The sequence below is a fragment of the Sphingomonas melonis genome (assembly GCF_013409985.1).
GTDB lineage: Bacteria > Pseudomonadota > Alphaproteobacteria > Sphingomonadales > Sphingomonadaceae > Sphingomonas > Sphingomonas melonis_A.
In genome coordinates this window covers 429,160-451,718 of record NZ_JACCBY010000001.1, presented here as the reverse complement: position 1 = coordinate 451,718, position 22,559 = coordinate 429,160, and the positions used below count along the sequence as shown (strand labels likewise).

The 22,559-nt window shown below is 69.0% G+C and carries 24 protein-coding genes and 1 tRNA gene; 9 read left to right on the top strand and 16 right to left on the bottom strand.

Annotated features, from left to right (window positions below):
• Positions 1–2: 2 nt before the first annotated feature.
• Entirely contained in the window at positions 3–239 is a 237-nt protein-coding gene (locus HD841_RS02225) for a hypothetical protein (RefSeq protein WP_179507245.1), read from the bottom strand.
• On the bottom strand, positions 236–1,603 hold the full coding sequence (argH, locus tag HD841_RS02220; protein WP_179508063.1) for an argininosuccinate lyase: 1,368 nt from the start codon (positions 1,601–1,603) through the stop codon (positions 236–238). Before argH ends, HD841_RS02225 begins: the two co-directional genes overlap by 4 nt.
• Positions 1,604–1,619: 16 nt before the next feature.
• On the opposite strand from argH, the gene HD841_RS02215 reads away from it, so the two are divergent.
• The gene (locus HD841_RS02215; RefSeq protein ID WP_179507244.1) at positions 1,620–2,213 is read left to right on the top strand and encodes a TlpA family protein disulfide reductase; all 594 of its coding nucleotides are present in this window, start codon (positions 1,620–1,622) and stop codon (positions 2,211–2,213) included.
• 28 nt (positions 2,214–2,241) lie between these two features.
• Here the strand turns inward: HD841_RS02215 and HD841_RS02210 are convergent, their stop codons facing one another.
• The 3 genes from HD841_RS02210 to HD841_RS02200 all read right to left on the bottom strand — a co-directional run bounded on the left by HD841_RS02210 (position 2,242) and on the right by HD841_RS02200 (position 3,740).
• Positions 2,242–2,799, bottom strand: coding sequence for a hydrolase (locus HD841_RS02210; protein WP_179507243.1), 558 nt, complete (start codon positions 2,797–2,799; stop codon positions 2,242–2,244).
• A 7-nt stretch (positions 2,800–2,806) separates the two neighbouring features.
• Positions 2,807–3,640 (bottom strand): DUF429 domain-containing protein, encoded by an 834-nt coding sequence (locus HD841_RS02205; RefSeq protein ID WP_257015175.1) that lies wholly within the window; start codon positions 3,638–3,640, stop codon positions 2,807–2,809.
• A 26-nt stretch (positions 3,641–3,666) separates the two neighbouring features.
• Positions 3,667–3,740, bottom strand: a tRNA-Gln gene (locus HD841_RS02200).
• Between the two features lie 174 nt (positions 3,741–3,914).
• Here HD841_RS02200 and HD841_RS02195 point away from each other — a divergent pair.
• On the top strand, positions 3,915–4,937 hold the full coding sequence (locus HD841_RS02195; RefSeq protein ID WP_179507242.1) for a Ppx/GppA phosphatase family protein: 1,023 nt from the start codon (positions 3,915–3,917) through the stop codon (positions 4,935–4,937).
• Positions 4,938–4,950: 13 nt separating this feature from the next.
• Positions 4,951–5,622: an RlmE family RNA methyltransferase gene (locus tag HD841_RS02190; RefSeq protein WP_179507241.1), complete on the top strand. Its 672-nt coding sequence runs from the start codon at positions 4,951–4,953 to the stop codon at positions 5,620–5,622.
• A 464-nt stretch (positions 5,623–6,086) separates the two neighbouring features.
• Here the strand turns inward: HD841_RS02190 and rpoZ are convergent, their stop codons facing one another.
• The gene (gene rpoZ / locus HD841_RS02185) at positions 6,087–6,431 is read right to left on the bottom strand and encodes a DNA-directed RNA polymerase subunit omega (RefSeq protein ID WP_038664062.1); all 345 of its coding nucleotides are present in this window, start codon (positions 6,429–6,431) and stop codon (positions 6,087–6,089) included.
• 122 nt (positions 6,432–6,553) lie between these two features.
• Here rpoZ and HD841_RS02180 point away from each other — a divergent pair, with 122 nt between their 5' ends.
• Positions 6,554–7,723, top strand: coding sequence for a phospholipase D-like domain-containing protein (locus HD841_RS02180; protein ID WP_179507240.1), 1,170 nt, complete (start codon positions 6,554–6,556; stop codon positions 7,721–7,723).
• A gap of 27 nt (positions 7,724–7,750) precedes the next feature.
• On the opposite strand, the gene HD841_RS02175 is transcribed toward HD841_RS02180, so the two are convergent.
• On the bottom strand, positions 7,751–8,236 hold the full coding sequence (locus tag HD841_RS02175; RefSeq protein ID WP_179507239.1) for a MarR family winged helix-turn-helix transcriptional regulator: 486 nt from the start codon (positions 8,234–8,236) through the stop codon (positions 7,751–7,753).
• An 88-nt stretch (positions 8,237–8,324) separates the two neighbouring features.
• Positions 8,325–8,936 carry a class I SAM-dependent methyltransferase gene (locus tag HD841_RS02170; RefSeq protein WP_179507238.1) on the bottom strand — a complete coding sequence of 204 codons (612 nt, stop codon included), beginning with the start codon at positions 8,934–8,936 and terminating at the stop codon, positions 8,325–8,327.
• Positions 8,937–9,128: 192 nt separating this feature from the next.
• Between HD841_RS02170 and HD841_RS02165 the strand changes: the two genes are divergently transcribed.
• Complete coding sequence (locus HD841_RS02165) at positions 9,129–9,452, top strand: antibiotic biosynthesis monooxygenase family protein (RefSeq protein ID WP_179507237.1); 324 nt, start codon at positions 9,129–9,131, stop codon at positions 9,450–9,452.
• 50 nt (positions 9,453–9,502) lie between these two features.
• Positions 9,503–10,741 carry an MFS transporter gene (locus HD841_RS02160; protein WP_179508061.1) on the top strand — a complete coding sequence of 413 codons (1,239 nt, stop codon included), beginning with the start codon at positions 9,503–9,505 and terminating at the stop codon, positions 10,739–10,741.
• 95 nt (positions 10,742–10,836) lie between these two features.
• Here the strand turns inward: HD841_RS02160 and HD841_RS02155 are convergent, their stop codons facing one another.
• The gene (locus HD841_RS02155) at positions 10,837–13,128 is read right to left on the bottom strand and encodes a CDC48 family AAA ATPase (RefSeq protein WP_179507236.1); all 2,292 of its coding nucleotides are present in this window, start codon (positions 13,126–13,128) and stop codon (positions 10,837–10,839) included.
• Positions 13,129–13,383: 255 nt separating this feature from the next.
• Between HD841_RS02155 and HD841_RS02150 the strand changes: the two genes are divergently transcribed.
• Complete coding sequence (locus HD841_RS02150; RefSeq protein WP_179507235.1) at positions 13,384–14,271, top strand: LysR substrate-binding domain-containing protein; 888 nt, start codon at positions 13,384–13,386, stop codon at positions 14,269–14,271.
• A gap of 117 nt (positions 14,272–14,388) precedes the next feature.
• On the opposite strand, the gene HD841_RS02145 is transcribed toward HD841_RS02150, so the two are convergent.
• Positions 14,389–14,844, bottom strand: a complete 456-nt coding sequence (locus HD841_RS02145; protein WP_179507234.1) for a peptidylprolyl isomerase — start codon at positions 14,842–14,844, stop codon at positions 14,389–14,391.
• Between the two features lie 124 nt (positions 14,845–14,968).
• Here HD841_RS02145 and mgtE point away from each other — a divergent pair, with 124 nt between their 5' ends.
• Together mgtE and HD841_RS02135 are read left to right on the top strand one after the other, a co-directional pair.
• Positions 14,969–16,372 carry a magnesium transporter gene (gene mgtE, locus HD841_RS02140; protein ID WP_179507233.1) on the top strand — a complete coding sequence of 468 codons (1,404 nt, stop codon included), beginning with the start codon at positions 14,969–14,971 and terminating at the stop codon, positions 16,370–16,372.
• 16 nt (positions 16,373–16,388) lie between these two features.
• Positions 16,389–16,808 (top strand): DUF1489 family protein, encoded by a 420-nt coding sequence (locus tag HD841_RS02135; protein WP_179507232.1) that lies wholly within the window; start codon positions 16,389–16,391, stop codon positions 16,806–16,808.
• A gap of 33 nt (positions 16,809–16,841) precedes the next feature.
• Here the strand turns inward: HD841_RS02135 and HD841_RS02130 are convergent, their stop codons facing one another.
• The 6 genes from HD841_RS02130 to HD841_RS02105 all read right to left on the bottom strand — a co-directional run bounded on the left by HD841_RS02130 (position 16,842) and on the right by HD841_RS02105 (position 22,528).
• Positions 16,842–17,537, bottom strand: coding sequence for a GIN domain-containing protein (locus tag HD841_RS02130; protein ID WP_179507231.1), 696 nt, complete (start codon positions 17,535–17,537; stop codon positions 16,842–16,844).
• Between the two features lie 96 nt (positions 17,538–17,633).
• A complete protein-coding gene (locus tag HD841_RS02125; RefSeq protein ID WP_179507230.1) occupies positions 17,634–18,353 on the bottom strand; it encodes a head GIN domain-containing protein in 720 nt (239 codons plus the stop codon).
• Between the two features lie 171 nt (positions 18,354–18,524).
• Positions 18,525–19,058 (bottom strand): CarD family transcriptional regulator, encoded by a 534-nt coding sequence (locus HD841_RS02120; RefSeq protein ID WP_179507229.1) that lies wholly within the window; start codon positions 19,056–19,058, stop codon positions 18,525–18,527.
• Positions 19,059–19,325: 267 nt separating this feature from the next.
• Positions 19,326–19,667 (bottom strand): ferredoxin FdxA, encoded by a 342-nt coding sequence (gene fdxA, locus HD841_RS02115; RefSeq protein ID WP_179507228.1) that lies wholly within the window; start codon positions 19,665–19,667, stop codon positions 19,326–19,328.
• 82 nt (positions 19,668–19,749) lie between these two features.
• Positions 19,750–20,040, bottom strand: coding sequence for an RNA-binding S4 domain-containing protein (locus HD841_RS02110; protein WP_179507227.1), 291 nt, complete (start codon positions 20,038–20,040; stop codon positions 19,750–19,752).
• Entirely contained in the window at positions 20,033–22,528 is a 2,496-nt protein-coding gene (locus HD841_RS02105; protein WP_373562911.1) for a helicase-related protein, read from the bottom strand. The genes HD841_RS02110 and HD841_RS02105 overlap by 8 nt, the downstream gene beginning before the upstream one ends.
• Positions 22,529–22,559: the final 31 nt, after the last annotated feature.

Genomic DNA, 22,559 nt, shown 5'->3' with positions numbered 1-22,559 from the left:
TATCAATTGGGGGGCAGGTCGAAATCGTCGCTGCGCCGCTGTTCGGAATTGCGCAGCAGTTCGTCGCTGCGCTGCGGCCGCTGCTGCGTCGTCGGGGTGAGCAATTGCGCCGGGGTCGGCGTCGCCTTGGCGCCATAAGGCGCGACCGGCAGCGACGCGCCCGGCGCCGGCTGCAGTTCCTTGGCGGCGCCGCAGCCGGCGAGCGCCAGCAGCAGGGCGACGGGAATCAGGCATTTCATCGCAGGCTCTCCCGCGCGGCGCGGATCGCGGCGCGCACATTGGCGGGGGCGGTGCCGCCGAAGCTGGTCCGGCTGGCGACCGAGGCATCGACCGACAGCACGTCGTACAGGCTCTCGTTCACCCGCGCGTCGATCGCCTGGAATTCGGCATAGGGCAGTTCGTCGAGCCGCACGCCCAGCTCCTCGGCGCGCTTGACCGCGCGGCCGGTGACGTGATGCGCCTCGCGGAACGGCAGCCCCGCCTCGCGCACCAGCCAGTCGGCGAAATCGGTCGCGGTGGCGAAGCCGCTCTCGGCGAGGCCGCGCATCCGGTCGGTGCGGAAGGTCGCGCTCTCGATCATGCCGGTCATCGCCGCGATCGACAGGCCGAGCAGGTCGTGCGCCTCGAACACCGGCGGCTTGTCGTCCTGCATGTCCTTGGAATAGGCGAGCGGCAGGCCCTTCATCGTCACCATCAGCGCGGTCTGGCAGCCGAGGATGCGCCCGGCATGGCCGCGCACCAGCTCGGCGGCGTCGGGGTTGCGCTTCTGCGGCATGATCGAGCTGCCGGTCGACCATTGATCGGACAGCGCGACGAAGCCGAACGGCTGCGACGCCCACAGCACGAATTCCTCGGCGAGCCGCGACAGGTGCAGCGCGGTCTGCGTCGCCGCGGTCAGGTAATCGAGCGCGAAGTCGCGGTCGCTGACCGCATCGAGGCTGTTGCGCGTCGGCCCGTCGAAGCCGAGCGCCGCCGCGGTCATCTGCCGGTCGAGTGGGAAGCTCGTCCCCGCCAGCGCCGCCGAACCCAATGGGCACAGGTTCATCCGTGCCCGCGCGTCGCGGAAGCGCGAGATGTCGCGCGCGACCATCTCGACATAGGCCATCAGATGATGGCCGAGCGTCACCGGCTGCGCCGATTGCAGATGGGTGAAGCCGGGCATCACCGCATCGGCATGCTCCTCCGCACGCGTCAGCAGCGCCTGCGTCAGCGCGTCGAGCGCGGCGAGCACCTGGTCGATCGCATCGCGCACCCACAGGCGGAAATCGGTCGCGACCTGGTCGTTGCGCGAGCGTGCGGTGTGCAGCCGGCCGGCAACCGGGCCGATCGCCTGCGCCAGCTTCGCCTCGGTCAGCATATGGATGTCTTCGAGCGCCAGATCCTCCGGCACGCCGTTCGCCGCATAATCGGCGGCGACGGTGTCGAGCCCGGCGTCGATCGTCGCGGCATCGTCCGCCGAGACGATGCCCTGCTGCGCGAGCATCGCGACATGCGCCTTGGATCCGGCGATATCCTGTCGCCACATCCGCTTGTCGAACGGGATCGATGCGTTAATCTCACGCATCACCGCCGCCGGGCCCTCGGCGAACCTGCCGCCCCACATCGAATTGGAACCGCTCATGCTCTTGGCCTCTTCCGCGCGCGTCGCGATCGTCTGTCTCCTGGCGCTCACCGCCGCGGGCTGCGATAGGCAAAGCCCGCCCCCTGAGCAAGCAAACGCGCAAGCAAACGCGACCGCGCCCTCTCCGGACGAGGCGACGGGCGCGGGCGCGACCGCGCAGATCGGCGTCGATCGCAGCCACAAGGGCGAGGCCGCGCCCACCACGACGTTCAAGGATGCCGCCGGCAAGCCGACGACGCTGGCGGCGTTCAAGGGCAAGCCGGTGCTCGTAAACCTCTGGGCGACATGGTGCGGGCCGTGCGTCGCCGAACTGCCGACGCTCGAGGCGCTGGCGAAGAGCGGCAAGGTGCGCGTCGCCGCGATCAGCCAGGACACGGGTGCGGCGGCGACGGTGCCGGCGTTCCTCAAGGACCACGGCGCGCCGACGCTGACGCCCTATCTCGACGACACAATGGCGCTGTCGACCGGCTGGAGCGCGAACCTGCCGACGACGATCCTGTTCGATTCGGCCGGCAAGGAAGTGTGGCGCTGGAACGGCGGCAACGACTGGAACAGCGCCGCCGCCGCCAGGCTGATCGCGGAAGCGGGGTGAGGTTCAGACCGTCAGCCCACCCACTCCGTCACCCCAGCGTTACCGCCTCCACGCTGACCACCCGCGCGATCTGCGGCAGGATGTGGCGGATTGCGAAGTCGTGCAGCTCGGCCGAGCGCGAGGTGCACGCATCCTCGACGATCACCACGTCGTACGACAGCTCCCAGGCGGATCGCGCGGTCGATTCGACGCCGAAATTGGTCGCGATGCCGGCGATCACCACCGTCTTCACGCCGCGGCGACGCAGCTGGAGGTCGAGGTCGGTGCCGGTGAAGGCGCCCCAATGATGTTTGAGCACGACGATGTCGCCGTCCTGCCGCAATCCCTCGACCAGCGTACTGAATGCGGGCGGCGTGCCCTCGGCGGGCAGGCGCGGGTCGTCGACGGTGCGGCTCGGCATCGTCTCGGGCGTGAAGCCGACATGGACCAGGACCACCGGCGCGCCCTGCGCGCGGAAGCGCCCGGCGAGCGCCTTGCCCGCGGCGACGACCGACTTGGCGCTATGCGGCCCCTTGTCGCCGGCAACGATGCCGTCTTGCAGGTCGATGAGGATGAGGGCGGTGGAGCGGGGGTCGAGCGTCGGCATGCCCGCTTCAACCGGTCGTGCCTGCCCCGGTTCCCGGCAGCGCGCGCGGCACCCAGATCGCCGACTCCTCATCGCCATAGGCGTCCGCCGCGCCGTCGAGGGCGGTGACACCGACCCAGGCGCAGACGATCGCGTCGAGCATGTCCTCATGCGCCTTGGCCGCCGCGCCGCTGGCGTCTTGCGCCAGCGGCGGCAGATGATCGGCCAGCCCCGCGAACCGCGTCGCGAGCAGCGCCGCGATCCGCCGCCACTCGGCATGCAGCCGGCCGCGGCGCACCGCGAGCGATTCGCCCGGCCAATATCTGGCGCTGTTGCCCGCCTTGTACGGCAGGCGCCGCGTAGCGCCGGCGAGACGCACCAGCGCCGGATGCGGATAGACCTCGATCAGCCCGCCGGCGGTCGCGTCGCGGGTCCGCAACGGATAGCCGGCGGCGGCGAAGCCCGCGCGCAACGCATCGCTCAGCACCCCCGGCCGGTCGGCGCTCGGCGAATGGGTGGCGCAATGCCACGCCCCGAACGCCCGCGCGATCGCATTATCTGACGGCCGCCGTGCGACGATCGGTGTGTGCGCCAGCGGCATGTCGATCGCGACCAGCCCGACGGGCGTTCCCGCCAGCTTCTGCGCCGCATCGAGCAGCGCCACCACGTCCGGCACCGCTCCCATCGGCGCGCCGTCCAGCGCCTCGCCGCGCGCGAGCGCCAGGAAATGCCCATAGGACGGCACGACCGCGCGCAGCGTCCACCGTCCCGCCCGCCGCACGGCAAGCGCCACCCCGCTCGGCCGCGTCGCGGTCCAGGCAGCGTCGATGCCGAGCACGACATCCGGGTTCAGCGGTGACAAGAAATCGCCCGTGCGGCGATGAAAACTGGATGCCCGACAAGGATTCGAACCTTGATTGACGGAGTCAGAGTCCGCTCTCTTACCATTAGAGGATCGGGCAATCGCAGGCGGCGCATCTAGGGTGCGGGTGCAGGGCTGTCAACGGCAAACGCGCCTCCGCTTGTCGCAAGCCCCGCGCCACGCTACCTAGGGGGCAAGCACCGAGTGGGTATCGTCCCGCGACGGCAGTACAAAATAGAAAGTCACCACGGCTATGGGGGATCGATCCGCCCGAATGCCGTACCGGCAGGACTCCCCTGCCCGTCCGGCGCCGAGCCGGCCGCCTCGCGGCCGCTGGTCCGATGCGCAGGCCTTTGCCGCATTGGATCTCGGCACCAACAATTGCCGCCTGCTGATCGCGCGCCCGCAGGGCGACGGGTTCGCGGTGGTCGATGCCTTCTCGCGAATCGTGCGACTCGGCGAAGGCCTGGCCGCGACCGGGCGGCTGAGCGATACCGCGATCGAGCGGACCATCGCGGCGCTGCGCGTCTGCGCCGACAAGCTGAAGCGCCGCAACGTCACGCTCGCGCGCTCGGTGGCGACCGAGGCGTGCCGGCGCGCCGCCAACGGCACCGACTTCATCGCCCGCGCCTATTCCGAGACCGGCATCCACCTCGACATCATCTCGGCGGAGGAGGAGGCGCGGCTCGCCGTGCTCGGCTGCCATGCGCTGATCGAGCCGGGCGACGATCCGGCGCTGATCTTCGACATCGGCGGCGGCTCGACCGAACTGGTGCTGATCGACACCAAGCCGGGCGCGATGCCGCGCGTGCTCGACTGGCATTCGGCGCCGTGGGGCGTGGTGTCGCTGACCGAACATGCCGGTGGCGGCGAGGGCGAGAGCGGCCGGCTCGCGGCGTACGAGCGGATGCGCAGCATCGTCGCGGAGAGCTTCGCCGGCTTCGCCGCGCGCCTGCCCAGGAAGGTGGCGCGGCCGCGGCTGCTCGGCACCAGCGGCACGGTGACGACGCTCGGCAGCGTCCATCTCGGGCTCAGCCATTACGACCGTGCGCAGGTCGACGGACTGATCGTGCCCGCCGATGCGATGCGGCGGATCAGCGCGGACCTGTCGCGCAAGTCGGTGCGCGAACGCGCGCAGCTCGCCTGTATCGGATCGGAGCGCGCCGATCTGGTCGTCGCCGGCTGCGCGATCCTCGAGACGATCCTCGATCTCTGGCCGGCCGAACGGCTCGGCATCGCCGATCGCGGCATCCGCGAGGGCATTTTGCGACGTTTGATGGGGAGTCCCCGACCGTGAAGAGGAATATCCCTTGAGCCGTGATGGTGGCGGCCTGCGCACGCGGGTGAAGACGGCACGCGGACGCACCGCGCAGTCGACGCGCTGGCTCGAACGCCAGCTCAACGATCCCTATGTCAAACGCGCCAAGGCGGAGGGCTATCGCAGCCGCGCCGCCTACAAGCTGATCGAGCTCGACGAGCGGTTCGGGATCATCCGCGGGTCGAAGCGCGTCGTCGATCTCGGCATCGCGCCGGGCGGCTGGAGCCAGGTGATCAAGCGCCGCCTGCCCAAGGCGTCGGTGGTCGGCATCGACCTGTTGCCGGTCGATCCGATCGACGGCGTGACGATCTTCGAGATGGACTTCATGGACGATGCCGCGCCGGGCAAATTGATCGAGGCGCTGGGCGGCGCGCCCGACCTGGTGCTGTCGGACATGGCGGCGAACACGGTCGGCCACCCGCAGACCGATGCGCTGCGCACGATGGCGCTGGTCGAGACCGCCCTGGCCTTCGCGGTCGAGGTGCTGGAGAAGGGCGGCACGTTCGTGTCGAAGGTGTTCGCCGGCGGCGCGGACCAGCAATTGGTCGCCGAGATGAAGCGCAACTTCGCCACGGTGAAGCACGCCAAGCCGCCGTCGAGCCGCAAGGGCTCGGTCGAATGGTTCGTGGTGGCGCAGGGATTCAAGGGCAGGTCAGCGGAGTAGCGCAGCGGGTCCGCTGACCTGCTCGGCCAGCGTCGCGGCACGCGACGACTCACGACGCGGCTTTGTTGCGGCGGGGGCCAACGCCATCCCTGCCCCCACCCTCGTCATCCCGGCGAAAGCCGGGACCCATGGATGCGGGCGGCTGATGGTGCACGGATCTCCCGCGACACCGTGACCATGGGTCCCGGCTTTCGCCGGGATGACGAAGGGGTGGGGCCGCGTTCCTCCCTCCCAAAATTGTCATTCCCGCGCAGGCGGGAATCCATACCTGCGGGTCCCGCGGCTCCAGTCATGGACGTCAGCGTTTATGGATCCCCGCCTCCGCGGGGATGACGGGTGGGAGGACGCCCATGCCCCCAAACGCAAACGACGCGGCAAAGCCGCGTCGTCAGTCGGGCCAGCCGCCCGCTGGCCAGGGATCGGTCCGGGACGCGGATTAGCAGGCTAATCCGCTGACCGATCCCTCACCCGTCGTAATCGGCGCCGAGATTCTGGTTCCGCGGCGGCGCGGCGGCCGTCAGGCGGAGCGCCTCGGCCGAGGCCGACAGCGAGCCGACCGCATCGACTTCGTCGTCGTCGTCGATCTGGACACGCTGCAGGCTGTTGATCACCGCCTCTTCGAGATTGTCCGGACGGACCAGCTCGTCGGCGATCTCGCGCAGCGCGACGACCGGGTTCTTGTCGCGATCGCGATCGAGCAGCAGCTCTGCGCCGCCCGAGATCTGTCGCGCGCGCTGCGCGGCGAACAGGACCAGATCGAAGCGGTTGGGGATCTTGTCGACGCAATCCTCGACAGTGACGCGCGCCATGGACGCTTTCCTTCGCAAATACCGATGCAGTGAAGGCGGGGCACTAGGCCCCTATGCCCGCAAAGTCAAGAAAAGCGCGGCTGCGCTTGTGCCGCGGCGGCGCAGTCGCCACACACACGGCGATGGCCGCCCCCGCCCCCCAGCCGACGTTCACCGTCGACGGCAACCGGTTGACGCTGCTCGACACCGGGCCGCGGCGGCTCGACGCGCTGCTGACGCTGATCGACGGGGCGCAAAGCGACCTGCGCATCCTCTATTATATCTATGCGGACGACGCGACCGGCCGGCGCGTCAACGCCGCGCTGATCGCCGCGGCGGCACGCGGCGTCGCCACCGCGCTGATCGTCGACGGCTTCGGCAGCGAGACCGACGAAAGCTTCTACGCACCGCTGCGCGAGGCGGGCGTGTCGGTGTGCCGCTTCTCGCCGCGGTTCGGCCGCCGCTATCTGCTGCGCAACCACCAGAAACTGGCGCTCGCCGATGCCGGCAGCGACCGCCAGCGCATCATCATTGGGGGCTTCAACGTCGAGGACGATTATTTCGGCACCCCGGCCGAAGCGGCGTGGCGCGACCTGGGCCTGTTGGTCGAGGGACCGGCGGCGGGGCGGCTGGCCGGCTATTTCGACGCGCTGCACGCGTGGGTGCGCGCGCCCAAGGGCAAGGTACGCCACCTCAACAAGGCGCTGTCGCGGTGGAGCGAGGCGCGTGGGCTGACCCGCTGGCTGATCGGCGGCCCGACGCGGCGGCTGTCACCCTGGGCGCGCGCGGTGCGCGACGACCTGCGCCGCGGCAGGCGGATCGACATCATCGCCGCCTATTTCACCCCCTCGCCCACCATCCTGCGCCGGCTCGACAAGGCGGGGCGGCGCAAGGCCAAGGTGCGGATCGTCACCGCCGCCAAGTCCGACAATGCCGCGACGATCGCCGCGGCGCGCTTCACCTATGCCGGCCTGCTGCGCAAGGGCGTGGAATTGTACGAATATCAGCCGACCAAGCTGCACACCAAATTGTACGTGATCGACGATGCGGTGCACATCGGCTCGGCCAATTTCGATATGCGCAGCCTGTTCATCAACATGGAATTGATGTTCCGCGTCGAGGACCGCGCCTTTGCCGATCACGTCCGCAGCTATGTCGAGGGCGAGATCGCGCGCTCGCAGCCGATCACCAAGGCATGGTACAAGGCGCATACCGGGCCGGTGCAGCGCATCCGCCAGTTCTTCGCCTATCTGATGATCGCGGTGGTCGATCCCGGCGTATCGCGCGGCCTCAATTTCGGCATCGACGAATAGGGCGGGGCTTGTCGAAGCCCCCCGGTGTCAACGCCCCAGCGCGTCGACGTGCACCCGCGCCGCGTCTGGGATCAGCGCCTCGAGCACCGACCAATAGCCCGCGACCGCGTCCTGCCCCGCATGCGAATAGGCGCGTGCCATCTTGTCGCGCTGCTCTTCGTACAGCGCCTGTTCCAGCACCTCGCCGCTGTCGGTCAGCCGCAGCAGGCGGTGGCGGCGGTCGAGGTCGCCGTGCCGCATCTTGACGAGATCGCGGTCGACCAGATCCTTCATCACCCGACCGAGCGACTGTTTGGTGACGCCAAGCAGCATGAGCAGTTCGCCGACCGTGATGTCGGGCTTACGGCCGATGAGGTACATTGCGCGATGATGCGCCCGTCCCAGGCCGATTTCGGCGAGCTTTTCGTCCGCGCTGCGGACGAACCGGGACTGGGCGAAGATCATCAATTCCATGCCGCGACGGATCGCCGAATCGTGCAGGAACAGCGCAGACGAGAGCTTGGGTGCGTCCATTACGGACGGGTACCTTAACCTCGTATAAAATGGAAGCGGATTCGAAACCGAAAACGCATCTAAATTTCTCTAAGCGTTGGATTTACGATCAATCCTTCCATGCCCAATAGAGCTGGGCGGGCGGCACGTTCCACCATTCCATGTCGTGATCGATCGAATCGAAATGCGGGGTGAGGAAATCCTTCACCTTCGGCGAGAACTGATAGACCAGGAACGCGCCGCCGGTGCGCAGCACGCGATGCGTCGCCGACGCGATCGCCGGGCCGACCCCGGCGGGCAAAGTCGAGAAGGGCAGGCCCGACAGCACGTAATCGGCGTGGTCGTGGCCGTGATCGCGGACGATCTGCTCGACGTCCGCTGCCGACCCCTCGACTGCTACGAAGCGCGAATCGGTGATGGTGTGATCCAGGTAGCGGATGAAATCGGCATTGGTGTCGATCGCGATCAGCGTCGCGTCCGGTGCCATCCGCTCGAGGATCGGGCGGCAGAAGGTGCCGACGCCGGGGCCGTATTCGACGAACAGCTTGCAGGCGTTCCAGTCGACCGGGCCGAGCATCTTGCGGATCAGCTTGTCCGACGACGGGATGATCGAGCCGACCATCACCGGATGCTTGAGGAACCCCTGGAAGAACATCGCGACCGGACTCGGCACGCCGGCAGGACGGGAATTGCGCCGGGCGGCGGTGGTCGGACTGGGCATCGTGTTCCTGTCGTTCTCGTGATCGGCCCGCGTCGACACGCGGGTGACACCCCGTGCCACGTTTCCCGAACGCGTTTCAAGACGCAGGGTTGCGTTTGGCATCGCGGTTCATCGCAGCACGGCCCCGCTTGCTCCATGCGCGCCGCGGCGTAGGACGGGTGCGACGCACGTCGGCATGGAGGGCAAGCGGCTATGCAGCGGAAGACCGAAGGCGAGGTGGCGGTGATCTTCGTTTCGCAGCGCAACGGCGTCGATCCGGACGGCTACGATGCCGCCGCGGCCGCGATGGACGCCCTGGCCGCGGCGCAGCCGGGCTATCGCGGCGTCGACAGCGTGCGCGATGCCGCCGGCATCGGCATCACGATCAGCTATTGGGCGGACACGGCGAGCGCACAGGCGTGGCGCGACCACCCCGACCATGTCGCGATCCGCGACCGCGGCCGCGCGACCTGGTACGACTGGTATCGCGTCGCCGTGACGACGACGACGCGGGCCTATGCCTGGACGCGCGCGTGAGGGGCGATCAAAGAACGATCGATCCGCATTTCGCGCTGCTGTTCCTCGTCATGCTGACCATCGCGGCGGGCAATACCGCGTTGCAGTCGATCCTGCCGGCGCTCGGCCGCTCGCTCGGCGTCGCCGACCGTGCGGTCGCGGCCGCCTTCTCCGTCTCGGCCCTGCTGTGGGTGATCGCCGCGCCCTTCTGGGCGAACCGGTCGGACCGGCATGGCCATCGCGCGCTGATCCTGCTCGGCGTCGGCGGCTTTGCGGTATCGCTCGGCCTGTGCGGGCTGTTCCTGGCGGCCGGGATCAACGGCTGGATCGGCGGCACCGCGGCGTTCGGCTGTTTCATCGGCGGGCGGCTGATCTACGGGACCTTCGGCTCGGCCGCGCCGCCGGCGGTGCAGGCGCTCGTTGCGGGCGAGACCAGCCGGCAGGATCGCACCCGCGCGTTGACGCTGCTGGCGAGCGCCTTCGGGCTCGGCACCATCCTCGGCCCGGCGATCGCGCCCTACCTGCTGCTGGGCAGCGTCGGCGGGGTCGAGATCGGGCTGGCCGGGCCGGCCTTCGTCTTCGCGCTGTTCGGCGTCGGCGTGTGGATCGCGGTGCGGGCGCTGCTGCCCGACGACCGGCGCACGGGGCATCGCGAACATGGCGCCTCGGCTGCCTATCCCTCGATCGGCGGCGCGCCGACCGGGGCGAGCGTCACCGCCGCGACGCAGCCGCATGCCGAGCGGGTCGGCTATCTCGACCGGCGCGTGCGCGGCTGGATGATCGCCGGGCTGGTGATGGGTCATGCGCAGGCGATGACCAGCCAGGCGATCGGCTTTCTGGTCATCGACCGGCTGGCGATCGCGCCGAGCCTGGCGCTGGAGCCGACCGGCATCGTGCTGATGATGGGCGCGGGCGCGGCGCTGCTCGTGCAATGGGGCGTGATCCCGCTGCTCAACCTCAGCCCGCGGCGGCTGGTGCTGACCGGGCTGGTGCTCGCCGCCGCCGGGGTGGCGCTGACCGGCGTGGCGACATCGCTGTACGGCATCGCGACGGCCTATGCGCTGGCGAACCTCGGCTTCGGCTTCACCCGTCCGGGGTTCACCGCGGGCGCGAGCCTTGCGGTCGGACCGGCGGCGCAAGGGTCGGTCGCGGGCAAGGTGACCAGCGTCAACGGCGCCAGCTTCGTGCTCGGGCCGTCGATCGGGGTCGGGCTGTACGAGATGGCGCGGCCGCTGCCGTATCTGACGGCGGCGGCCGCGCTGGTGCTGCTGTTCGGCTATGCGTGGGTGAGCCTGAAGGAGCGCGGCTAGCCGCTCCGTTCGGGCTCAGCCCGTCGAAGCCCCCCCGCCGGCGTGACGCTCGGGGAGAGCGGCGCTTCGACAGGCTCAGCGCGAACGGAAGAAGGTCAATAATCCGCCTTGCTGCCGCGGCTCTGCAACTGGCCGGGCGAGATGAAGCCGAGCGGCTGGATCGCCGCCGCATCCTGTTTCAGGCGCGAGGCGATCTGCTCGTAATCCTTCTCCATCTCGGGCGTGACGCTCGCCCGCGATTCGGTCAGCGCTTCCTCGAAGTCGGCCATCGTCACCTCGGTCGATTGCAGCGAGCGCCGCAGCGCGATCAGGCCGGCGCGGCGCACCACGTCCTCCAGATCGGCACCGGTGAAGCGATCGGTCCGCTTGGCGACCACGTCGAGATCGACATCGCCGGCCAGCGGCATCTTCTGCGTCTGGATCGACAGGATCCGCCGCCGCCCCTCGGTGTTGGGGACGCCGACATAGACCAGCTCGTCGAACCGGCCCGGCCGCAGCAGCGCCGGATCGATCAGATTGGGCCGGTTGGTGGCGCCGATCACGACGACCGACTGCAACTCCTCCAGCCCGTCCATCTCCGCCAGGATCGTATTGACCACGCGTTCGGTCACCTGCGGCTCACCCGCGCCCGAGCCACGCGCCGGCACCAGGCTGTCGAGCTCGTCGATGAAGATCACGCACGGCGCGACCTGGCGTGCGCGCTGGAACAGGCGGGTGATCTGCTGCTCGCTCTCGCCATACCATTTGCTGAGCAGGTCCGACGATTTGGTGGCGATGAAATTCGCCTCCGCCTCGCGCGCGACCGCCTTGGCGAGCAAGGTCTTGCCGGTGCCGGGGGGGCCGTAGAGCAGGAAGCCCTTGGCCGGCCGGATACCGAGCCGCCGGAACGCATCCGGGTCCTTGAGCGGCAGTTCGACCCCCTCCTTGAGCCGGGTCTGCGCAGCATCGAGCCCGCCGACATCCTCCCAGCGCACGCGCGGCGCCTCGACCATCACCTCGCGCATTGCGGAGGGCTGGACCCGCTTCAACGCGCCGAGGAAATCCTCGCGCGTCACCGACAAGGTATCGAGCACCTCGGGCGGCACGGTGCGCTCCTCGAGGTTGAGCTTGGGCATGATCCGCCGCACCGCCTCGATCGCCGCTTCGCGGGTCAGCGCGGCGAGGTCGGCACCGACGAAGCCGTAGGTGGTGCGCGCCAGCTCGGCGAGGTCGACCTTCTCGCCCAGCGGCATGCCGCGGGTGTGGATGCCCAGGATCTCGCGCCGGCCGCGCTCGTCGGGCACGCCGACGACGATCTCGCGATCGAAGCGGCCCGGCCGGCGCAATGCCTCGTCGATCGCCTCGGGCCGGTTGGTCGCGGCGATGACGACGAGATTGGCGCGCGATTCGAGCCCGTCCATCAGCGTCAGCAGCTGCGCGACGACGCGTTTCTCCGCCTCGCCCTGCACGTTGCCGCGCTTGGGCGCGATCGAGTCGATCTCGTCGATGAAGACGATCGAGGGCGCCGACTTGGCCGCCTCCTCGAAGATCTCGCGCAACCGGCCTTCGGACTCGCCGTAGGCCGAGCCCATGATCTCCGGCCCGTTGATCAGGAAGAAGCTGGCGTCCGATTCATTGGCGACCGCGCGGGCGAGGCGCGTCTTGCCGGTGCCCGGCGGGCCATAGAGCAACAACCCCTTGGGCGGCTCGACACCCAGCCGTTCGAACAATTCGGGATAGCGGAGCGGCAGTTCGACCATCTCGCGCAGCTGGTCGATCGTCGTCGCCATGCCGCCGATATCGTCATAGGTCACGTCGGCGCGGCGCTGCGTCGGCTCCTCATATTCGGGGCGCAGCTCGATCTCGGTATTCTCGTCGATATGGACGACGCCCTTCGGGCTCGCCGAGACGACCGCAAGGCGGATCTCCTGCAAGGCATAAGCGGGCGCATTCATGAACTGCTGGATGCCCGGCGGCATGTTGCCGACGCGCTGATGCCCGGCGGTCGCGACGACATCGCCCTGGCACAGCGGACGGCCGAAGAAGGTGCGCTTGAGCGCCTGCGGCTGGCCCTGCAGACGCAGATTGGCCTGCGCCGGGGCGAAGACGACGCGCGTCGCCGGCTTGGATTCGACCTTGCGCACCTCGACGAAATCGCCGGCGCCGACGCCGGCATTGGCACGCTGCAGGCCGTCGATGCGCAGCACCTCGATGCCTTCGTCTTCGGTATAGGGGCCGACCGCGCGCGCCGGCGTCGACTGTTTGCCGACGATCTCGATCACGTCGCCTTCGCCCACGCCCAGCGCCGCCATCAGGCTGCGCGGCATATGCGCAAGGCCACGGCCGGAATCTTCCGGCCGGCTGTTCGCCACCTGGATCTTACGGGGAGGGGTATCGCTATCGGCCATGCAGTCAGGTCCTCGAAAGGGCGTCGAGCGTGCGAGATAGGGAGGCGGTTCCGGCTGCGCCACCCGGACGCCGAACCAAAAAAAGGGCCAGCCCCGAAGGGCCGGCCCGTGAAAGTTTTAGGAGAGGATGCCTGAAAGGCCCGTCCCTTTTGTCCGTCGCAGCTTTATGTTGCAAGTGCGAAAAGATGTATTACGATTGCAGAAGTTGCATTCGCTGGCGGGATGGGTCAAGATCGGATGCAGGGGAGGATCGTCATGCGCAGATTGCCGCCGCTTGGCGCGATCGAGGCCTTCGTGCAGGTGGCACGACTGGGCTCGGTCAAGGCCGCGGCCACCGAATTGGCGCTGTCCGCACCGGCGCTCAGCCGCCGCGTCCAGTCGCTAGAACGCTTTATTGACAGGCCTTTGTTCGAGCGGCGGCATCAGGCGATGGTGCTCAACGCCGACGGCGAACGGCTGCTCGGCCAGATCGCGCCGGTGCTCGACAGCCTGTCCGATGCGGTGGAGGCGATGACCGGTACGGTCGAGGTGCTGCGGCTGCGGCTCGGCATCCTGCCGCTGTTCGCGTCGCAGCGGCTGTTTCCGCGGCTGGGTGAATTGCGCGCCGCGCATCCCGAACTGCATCTCGACATCGATACCGCCGGTCATGGCATCGCGCGGCTCGGCGAAGGGCTGGACGCGGTGATCGCACTGTCGCGCGAGATCGACCCGACGCTCTACGCCAAGCGGCTGGACCGCAATTCGGTCTATGTGATCGGCGCGCGGACCCTGCTGGAGGGACCGGACCCGGTGACCCGGCCGGACCAGCTCTCCCGCCTCACCGCCCTGATCCACCGCGAAATGCCCGACAATTTCACCGCCTGGCGCGAGGCGGCGAACATCGATCCGAGCATCGAACCGCTGGCGGTGGACTATTTCGATTCGGGTGCGCTGATGCTCGAGGCGGCGGCGCAGGGGCTCGGCGTCGCCTTCATGCACGAAAGCCATTTCCAGGACGCGCGCGATCCGCGGTTGGTGCGGCTGTTCGATATCGTCGTGGAAAGCCCGTACAGCTATTGGTTCGTCTGCCGCCCAAGGGCGCTGCAACAGCGGCCGGTGCGCATGTTCCACGACTGGCTGATCCGGACGCTGGGCGAGGTGTGAGGGAGCGGACGTCCCGCGTCCTCCCCCTTCACCCGCTTCCCCGGTCCCCCGCAAAGCGGCGACGCAGGGGCGGACGCGGACCATCCGCCGCATCCGCCCCAGCTCCCGGTCGCATCGTTACTCGGCGCGCGCCTTGACGATCTTGCCCGGCTCGCGGGGCGGCTCGCCCTTCGGCAGCGCGTCGATCAGCTCCATGCCATCAGTGACTTCGCCCCAGACGGTGTACTGGTTGTCGAGGAAGCGGGCATCGTCGAAGACGATGAAGAACTGGCTGTTCGCCGAATTGGGATCGCTGGTCCGCGCCATCGAGCAGACGCCGCGCACGTGCGGTTCCTTGCTGAATTCCTGCTTGAGGTTCGGCTTGTCCGACCCGCTGGTGCCGGTGCCGGTGGGATCGCCGCCCTGCGCCATGAAGCCGGGGATGACGCGATGGAACACGACACCGTCATAAAAGCCCTCGTTCGCCAGCTCGGCGATGCGCGCGACATGGTTGGGCGCGAGATCGGGGCGCAGCTTGATCGTGACGTCGCCGTCGGCAAGCGTCAGCGTCAGGGTAGAATAAGTGTCGGCCATGGTTCGTCCTCTTATGGTTGACATGCAGGTAGTATCGCTGGCGCCGCGAGGCAAATGCGCGAGGGTGGCCAATCGTGCCGCAGCGCGGTAGAGCGCCAGCGAACAACGCCGGGAGGAGGCAGCGATGAGCGAGACCGAACTTCCCGAGGCGCCCGCGCCGGAGCAGGACGAGCTCGACGAGGACGACCGGCTGCGCCCCGAGTTCGTCGATGCGGTGCTCGATGCGGTCGCCGAGGGTGACGACGAGGCGGCGCGCGCGCTGGTCGAGCCGCTGCACCCCGCCGACATCGCCGATCTGTTCGAGCTGACCCCGCACGAGGATCGCGGTCCGCTCGCCAAGGCGCTGAAGGACCTGCTCGACGCCGACGTCTTCGCGGAGATGAACGATTACGTCCGCGAGGACCTGATCGACGCGCTGACGCCGACCGAGGTCGCCGACCTCGCCTCCGAACTCGACACCGACGATGCCGTCGCGATCATCGAGGACATGGACGAGGCGGAGCAGCGCGCAGTGCTGCGCGCGCTCGACCCCGACGATCGCGCCGCGATCGAAGAGGCGCTGTCCTATCCCGAGGAATCCGCCGGCCGCCTGATGCAGCGCGAGCTGATCGCGGTGCCGGATCACTGGACGGTCGGCGACGCGATCGACTTCCTGCGCGGCCATGAGGAACTGACCACCGATTTCTGGGAGATCTTCGTCGTCGATGCCGGCCATCACCCGGTCGGCACCTGCCAGTTGTCGTGGATCCTGCGCACGCCGGGCAATATCGCCATCGCCGACGTGATGAAGCGCGAACAGACGCTGATCCCGGTCGACATGGACCAGGAAGAGGTCGCGCTCCGCTTCCAGAAATATGCGCTGATCAGCGCCGCGGTGGTCGATTCGGCCAACCGGCTGGTCGGCATGATCACCGTCGACGATATCGTCCACATCATCCAGGAAGAGGCCGGCGAGGATACGCTGCTGCTCTCCGGCGCGGGCGACGGCGACATCAACGAACCGATCCGGCTGACGGTGCGGACGCGGCTGATGTGGCTGGTCGTCAACCTCGGCACCGCGATGATCGCCTCGTCGGTGGTCGGCGTGTTCGAAAGCACGATCGCCGGTTTCGCCACGCTCGCCATCCTGATGCCGATCGTGTCGGGGATGGGCGGCAATGCCGGCACGCAGACGCTCGCGGTCGTCGTCCGCGCGATCGCCACCAACCAGCTGACCGATTCCAATACGCGCTGGATGGTGATGCGCGAGCTGCGCATCGCGGCGGCGAACGGCGCGGCATTGGGCGTGCTGATCGGGATCGGCACCTTCCTGATCTTCGGCCGGGCCGATCTCGCGCTGGTCATCGCCACCGCGATGTTCACCAACAACATCACCGCAGGGCTGGGCGGCGTGCTGGTGCCGGTGACGCTCGACCGGATGAACATCGACCCCGCCGTCTCCTCCGCGGTGTTCGTGACCACCTTGACCGACACGATGGGCTTCTTCTCGTTCCTGGGTCTGGCGACCTTGTGGGGACTGCACGCCTGACCCACATCGCACGTCCATGTTGCACCTGACGAAAGTGGCCTTCGGCGCGACCAGTGTCGAGCATCTCGCCGAACGCCTTGCGGTGCGCGCCGCCGACGGGCCGGTGTTCCTCACCACCCGCTACCTGCCCAAGCGCCACGAGGAGGTCGCCGGGCCCAAGGCGGAAGAGGGGGGCTCGCTGTTCTGGATCCTCAAGCACCAGCTGGTCGCGCGCTCGGCGATCCTCGGCTTCGGCGAGGCCGAAGGCGGGCGCGTCGCGATCCACATCGATCCGGTGCTGGTGCTGGTGCAGGCGCGGCCGAAGCGCGCGCATCAGGGCTGGCGCTATCTGGAAGCAGCCGACGCGCCGCTCGATCTCGGCGGCGATGGCGCGGACGGGCTGGCACAGATGCCGCCGGCGCTGGTCGGCAAGCTGGCGGAACTGGCGCTGATCTGAACGACGCGCCGGTCCGCTGGGGGCGGAGGCGCGCTACTCCGCCGTACCGCAGGTCACCGGCGCACCGGCCGCGGCGATGACGCGGCATTTCGGACGCCCGGAAACCGTCACGCGTCCCAGTCCGTTGCTCGCCACCAAGGCGGTATAGCGCGCCCGCGCGGTCACCGCGCCGGGGCCGTCGAGATGCACGTTGAGATCGCCTGCCTCCAGCCCGGCGGCGTCGATCATCCCCGCGCCGCTTGCGGTCAACCGTGCCGTCGTCGCGCGACCGGCCAGGCCGATCTTGCCGTCGCCGGCGAGTTGCGCGGTGAGCTGGTCGGCCTGCACCGCGGCGACCTGGATCGCGCCGGGGCCGGCGGCGGACAGGTCGACGCGCGTGCCGACCAGCCGCGCCACGGATATCGTGCTGCCGCCGACCATCATGATGCCGGAAAGCCGCGGCGTGACGAGCAGGATGCGCACAGGCGCGGTCGCCGCGCCCTGCCGCCGTTCGCCCCAGCGTCCGGCATTGCTCTGCCGCACGATCAGCGTCGTGCCGTCGGTGTGCAGGTCGATGTCGCCGATCACGGTGCGATCACCGATCACCGTCGCGCCGGGCGAGCCGGTGGTGATCGTCACCTCGAACGCGCCGTTGATCCGCACCCGCTCGAAGCTGCCGAGCGCGACGCGGCGTTCCTCCGCCATCGCTGCGGAAGGGAGAAGCAGAAGCAGCGCGGCCAGACGGATCATGACCGCGAACGTCGCACCCCTTCCCTGCCGCAGCAAGGGTTTAGCGCTGCGCCGCGCGACTCCTTCTCCGTCCGGCAACAAGCCCCCAGGTCGATCCTAGCGCCCGCACCGGACCGAGCCGGTGCCGGTGTTCGCCACCGTACAGCGCGCCGCCGCGCCGAGATCGACATCGCCGGTTCCGGTCAGCGACACCTTCGCGGTGCCCGTGACAGCCGCGCGGACGTCCCCGGTGCCGGCGACCGAAACATCGGCGTGCGCGGCGCGCAGCCCCGCGGCGTCGAGGTCACCGGTGCCGGCGATGCGGACCGCCAGGACCTTGACCGCACCGCCCGCGCGGATGTCGCCCGTCCCCGCGATCGACAGATCGGCACGGTCGACGGTGAGCGTGGCGATGTTGAGATCGCCCGATCCCTTCACATCCGCCGTGAAGCTGTCGCCGACGACGCGATCGACCGCCATCGTCCCAGAGCCGGTGATGCGCGCCTCGGCAAAGCGCGGCAGCGTCACATAGACGGTGACCTCGCTGTTATGGCCCCAGCGGAACGACCGCTTGCGGCCGATCGCCAGCGTGTCGTCGTTCCGGGCGATGCGCAGGGTGTCGAGATCCTCCGGCTTTCCTTCGGCGCGGACCGAGAACGCCTTGCCGGCGTGCACCTCCACCCTGTCGCTGCCGGTCAGATCGATCCTGGTGAAGCCGTCGACCGCAAAGCTGCGCGTCGGGCCGCTGCCGCTCGGCGCGACGCCGGGCCCGTCGTCCTGTCCGATCGAGCAGCCGGCGAGCGCCGCGCCGAGCAGGACAATCGCGATAGCGTACATCGGTGATCCCTCCGTGTGTATTGCATGATTAATACACGGGATGAGGCAAGCGCAAGCCCCCTTGCCGTCCTCACCGCGCCGGCGGGCAAGATGGGTGACGTGGCCCGGCAACGCCAAAGAAAAAGGGCGGCCCCGCGGGACCGCCCTCTTGGATCGCCGAAGGGGCGCGGCTTACGCCGGCACCTTCTCCTTGTTGTAGATCGCCGCAGCGGCGCGGAGGATGTCGAGGATCTTCTCCTGCGCCTTGGGCTCGTCGACCTCTTCCATCGCGGCGAGTTCGCGGGCGAGGCGGCTGCACGCCGCTTCGAAGATCTGCCGCTCGGAATAGCTCTGTTCGGGCTGATCGTCGGCGCGGAACAGGTCGCGGACCACTTCGGCGATCGACGCAAGGTCGCCCGAGTTGATCTTCGCCTCATATTCCTGCGCGCGGCGCGACCACATGGTGCGCTTCACCTTGGGTTTGCCCTTGAGCGTTTCCATCGCCTCGCGCATCGTCTTGTCCGACGAGAGCTTGCGCATACCGACCGATTCGGCCTTGTTGGTGGGGACGCGGAGCGTCATCCGCTCCTTCTCGAAGCGCAGCACGTACAGCTCCAGGCTGCAACCAGCGATCTCCTGCTTCTGCAGCTCGATCACACGGCCGACGCCATGCTTCGGATAAACAACGTAATCACCGACATCGAAGGACAATGCCTTGGCAGCCATGAACGGGCCTTTCTGGATCGCATCCGTCGCGAGGGTCGTCCGGGGCGGGTATCCGCGGTCCGGACGGCGAGGATGGTTGGTACGAGTGTCTCCTGACGGACAGGACTCATCATGCCCGTCATGGACACTTTTAACACAGTCGCAACAAAATTACCAGCGTGGATAAGCCAGTTGGGCTGACTTACCGGCAAGGATCGCACCCGATTCGGGCCGGCCGGCGCGGTTGGCCGTACCGATCCGCGCGTTTCCGACGCTTAGCGCGAAGGCTCAGTCGCCTGCGCCCGGCTCCGGCGAGAAGAACTTCTCATATTTGTTCTCGACGCCCTTCATCGCATCCGCATCGGGCGGCGTCTGGTCGAGCTTGCGCGTGACGTTGGGCCATTGCGCCGAGAAGGTCGTGTTGAGCTCTAGCCATTGCTCCAGCCCGCTTTCGGTATCGGGCAGGATCGCCTCGGCCGGGCATTCAGGCTCGCACACGCCGCAGTCGATACATTCGCTCGGATTGATGACGAGCATGTTCTCGCCTTCGTAGAAGCAGTCGACCGGACACACCTCGACGCAGTCCATATACTTGCAGCGGATGCAGGCATCGGTGACGACGTAGGTCATTCTGGTTCCTTGCGGCCTTATGCGTCGGCTCGGGAAAAGCCGGGTATGAACGCGAGGCTGCTATGCCGCGTTCCCCCCCGCGTCAATCGAAGCCGTTCGGTTGCGACACGTTTGCAACGAGCTCCTGGTAACAGCCCTGCGCCTCGGGTGCCGGTCCGCGCCGCGTCGGCAGCGCCTCGACGCGCAAGACGCGGACCCGATCGTGGAGCGCGAAGGTGAGGATATTGCCGACGCGCACCGGCGCCGCGCTGCGCTCGATCCGCCGCCCGTCGATGCGCAACCGGCCATCGCACGCGAGGTCCTGGGCGAGGCTGCGCGTCTTGGCGAGCCGGACGAACCACAGGAACATATCGATCCGCATGCTGTCAGCCATGGCCGCTCCATGCCGCCAGTGCGGCGAAGGCGCCGGTCGGCGACGCTACCGGCCGCTCGGCGCGCTGCGGCGGCCGGCGGCCGCGCCACACCCAGGCCGGGGCCTCGCCCTCCCCCTCGCCGCGTACGGTGCGGAAGCCGAGTTCGGTCATCAGCCGCTCCAGCGTCGGCGCCGTGATCCCCATCGAGGTGGCGAGCGCCGGATCGGGCGCGAACGGCTTGCGCCCCTGTCGCGCGTCATGCGCGGCGCGCGCGATCCGCTCGACCAGATCGACGCGCACCGCCTGTGCGGCGAGCGGACGGAAGCCGGTGGCGAGCTGCGCCCCCGGCACGCCGCGCGGCAACACCGTCGCACCCTCGCGCGGCAGCACGCCGACCTTGCCGCGCACGCCGAGCAGCGCCTGCCGCCAGCGCGCCGCACCGGGCTTGAGCAGCCGCGCGTCGAACAGGTCGAGCGCGCCGATGGTGATGCCGATCCGGCGCAACCGCTTGCGCTCGTCCTGCCCGAGCGCGTCGAGCGGCTCGTGCAGCGCCAGTCGCGGCACCAGCCCGCCCGCCGCCTCCAGCTCGCCCGCGACGACGCGCAGCGCCGGCGTCGCCTGCGGATCGCGCGCCGCATCGGCGAGAGCGACCAGCGCGGGCAGATGCCGACCGAGCATCGCCGCGAACCACGTGGCGACCCGCGCCGCCACCGCCTCGCGCTGCGGCTTGGCGAGACAGTCGAGGTCGCGGTCGAGCTTGAGCTGCGGCCGGGCGAGCGACGGCCCCGGCGTCAGCCGCGCGACGACATGGCCGTTCCAGACGATCGCCTCTTCGACCAGCGTGAAGGCGGCATCCTCCGCCGCGACCAGCGCCTCGCCGCGCCGACGCCGTTCGCCGCTGAGATGCTTCTCTGCCGCGGCGAGCAGCAGCCGTCGGTCGGTCGCGCGCGCCGCGGGATCGACGGTGAAGCGGAAGCCGTCGAGCCGCCCGATCGGATGATCCTCGACCAGCACCTCGCCCTCCGGTCCGATCACCACCGGCAGCAGCGAGGCGTCGGCGCCGATCTGGCGGATCAGCGCGGTGGTGCGCTTGTCGACGAAGCGCTGGGTCAGGCTGGCGTGGAGGCCGTCGGACAATCGCTCCTCGATCATCTTGGTGCGCTCGGCGCCGGCGGCGGGGTCGGCGAGCCAATCGGGCCGCTGCGCGATATAGGCCCAGCTGCGGATCGCGGCGATCCGTCCGGCGATCGTCTCGACATCGCCGGCGATCGTGTCGAGCCGCGTCACCTCGTCCGCGAACCATTGGTTGGGCACGACGCCGCGCCCCTCGCTGAGATAGCCGAAGATGCGGCTGACGAAGCGGGTATGCGGATCGAGCCCGAGCTTGCGGAAATCGGGCAGGCCGCACGCCGCCCACAGCCGCTTGACCATCGCCGGATGCCGCGCACGCTCGCGCACCCATGGCTCGTCGGCGAGCCGCTTGAGCACGGCGAGGTCGGTCGATTGCGGCGCGGCGAGCAGCACGCCGGGTTCCGGGCGCCGCTCAAGGCTGGCGATCAGCGCGTCGACGCTGGCGTAATCGGGCTCGCCGTTGCGCCAATAGAGCTGTTCGATGCGCGGGAAGCGGTGCTCCTCGATCGCGAACACCTCCTCGGGCAGGAACGCGCCCGGCCCCTCCTCGGTGACGCCGCCGAAGGTGCCGTCGCGCTGGTGGCGGCCGGCGCGGCCGGCGATCTGCGCCATCTCCGCCACCGTCAGCCGGCGGCTGCGGCGCCCGTCGAACTTGCTCAAGCCCGCGAAGGCGACATGCGCGACGTCCATGTTGAGCCCCATGCCGATCGCATCGGTGGCGACGAGATAATCGACCTCGCCCGCCTGGAACATCGCCACCTGTGCATTGCGGGTGCGCGGGGACAGCGCGCCCATCACCACCGCCGCGCCGCCGCGCACCCGCCGCAGCATCTCGGCGACGGCATAGACCTCCTCGGCGCTGAATGCGACGATCGCCGAGCGTTTGGGCAGCCGGCTGATCTTCTTGGCCCCCGCATAGGTCAGCTTGGAGAAGCGCGGCCGGACGATGATCTCGGCATCGGGCACCAGCGCGCGCACCATCGGCCGCAGCGCCTCGGAGCCGAGGATCATCGTCTCCTCGCGCCCGCGCCGGCGCAACAGCCGGTCGGTGAAGACATGGCCGCGCTCGGCATCGGTGCCGAGTTGCGCCTCGTCGAGCGCGACGAAGGCGGCGTCATGTTCGGGCATCGATTCGACCGTGCACAGATGCCAGCGTGCATTGGGCGGCACGATCTTCTCTTCGCCGGTGACGAGCGCGACGCTGTCCGCGCCCTTCAGCTTGACGACGCGGTCATAGACCTCGCGCGCCAGCAGGCGGAGCGGAAAGCCCATGATCCCGCTCGAATGCGCGCACATCCGCTCGACGGCGAGATGGGTCTTGCCCGTGTTGGTCGGCCCGAGGACCGCGGTGACCGCCGCTTTCATACGCCGCAACATCGGGTGTCGCGGGCGATCGTGCAATGAGGCA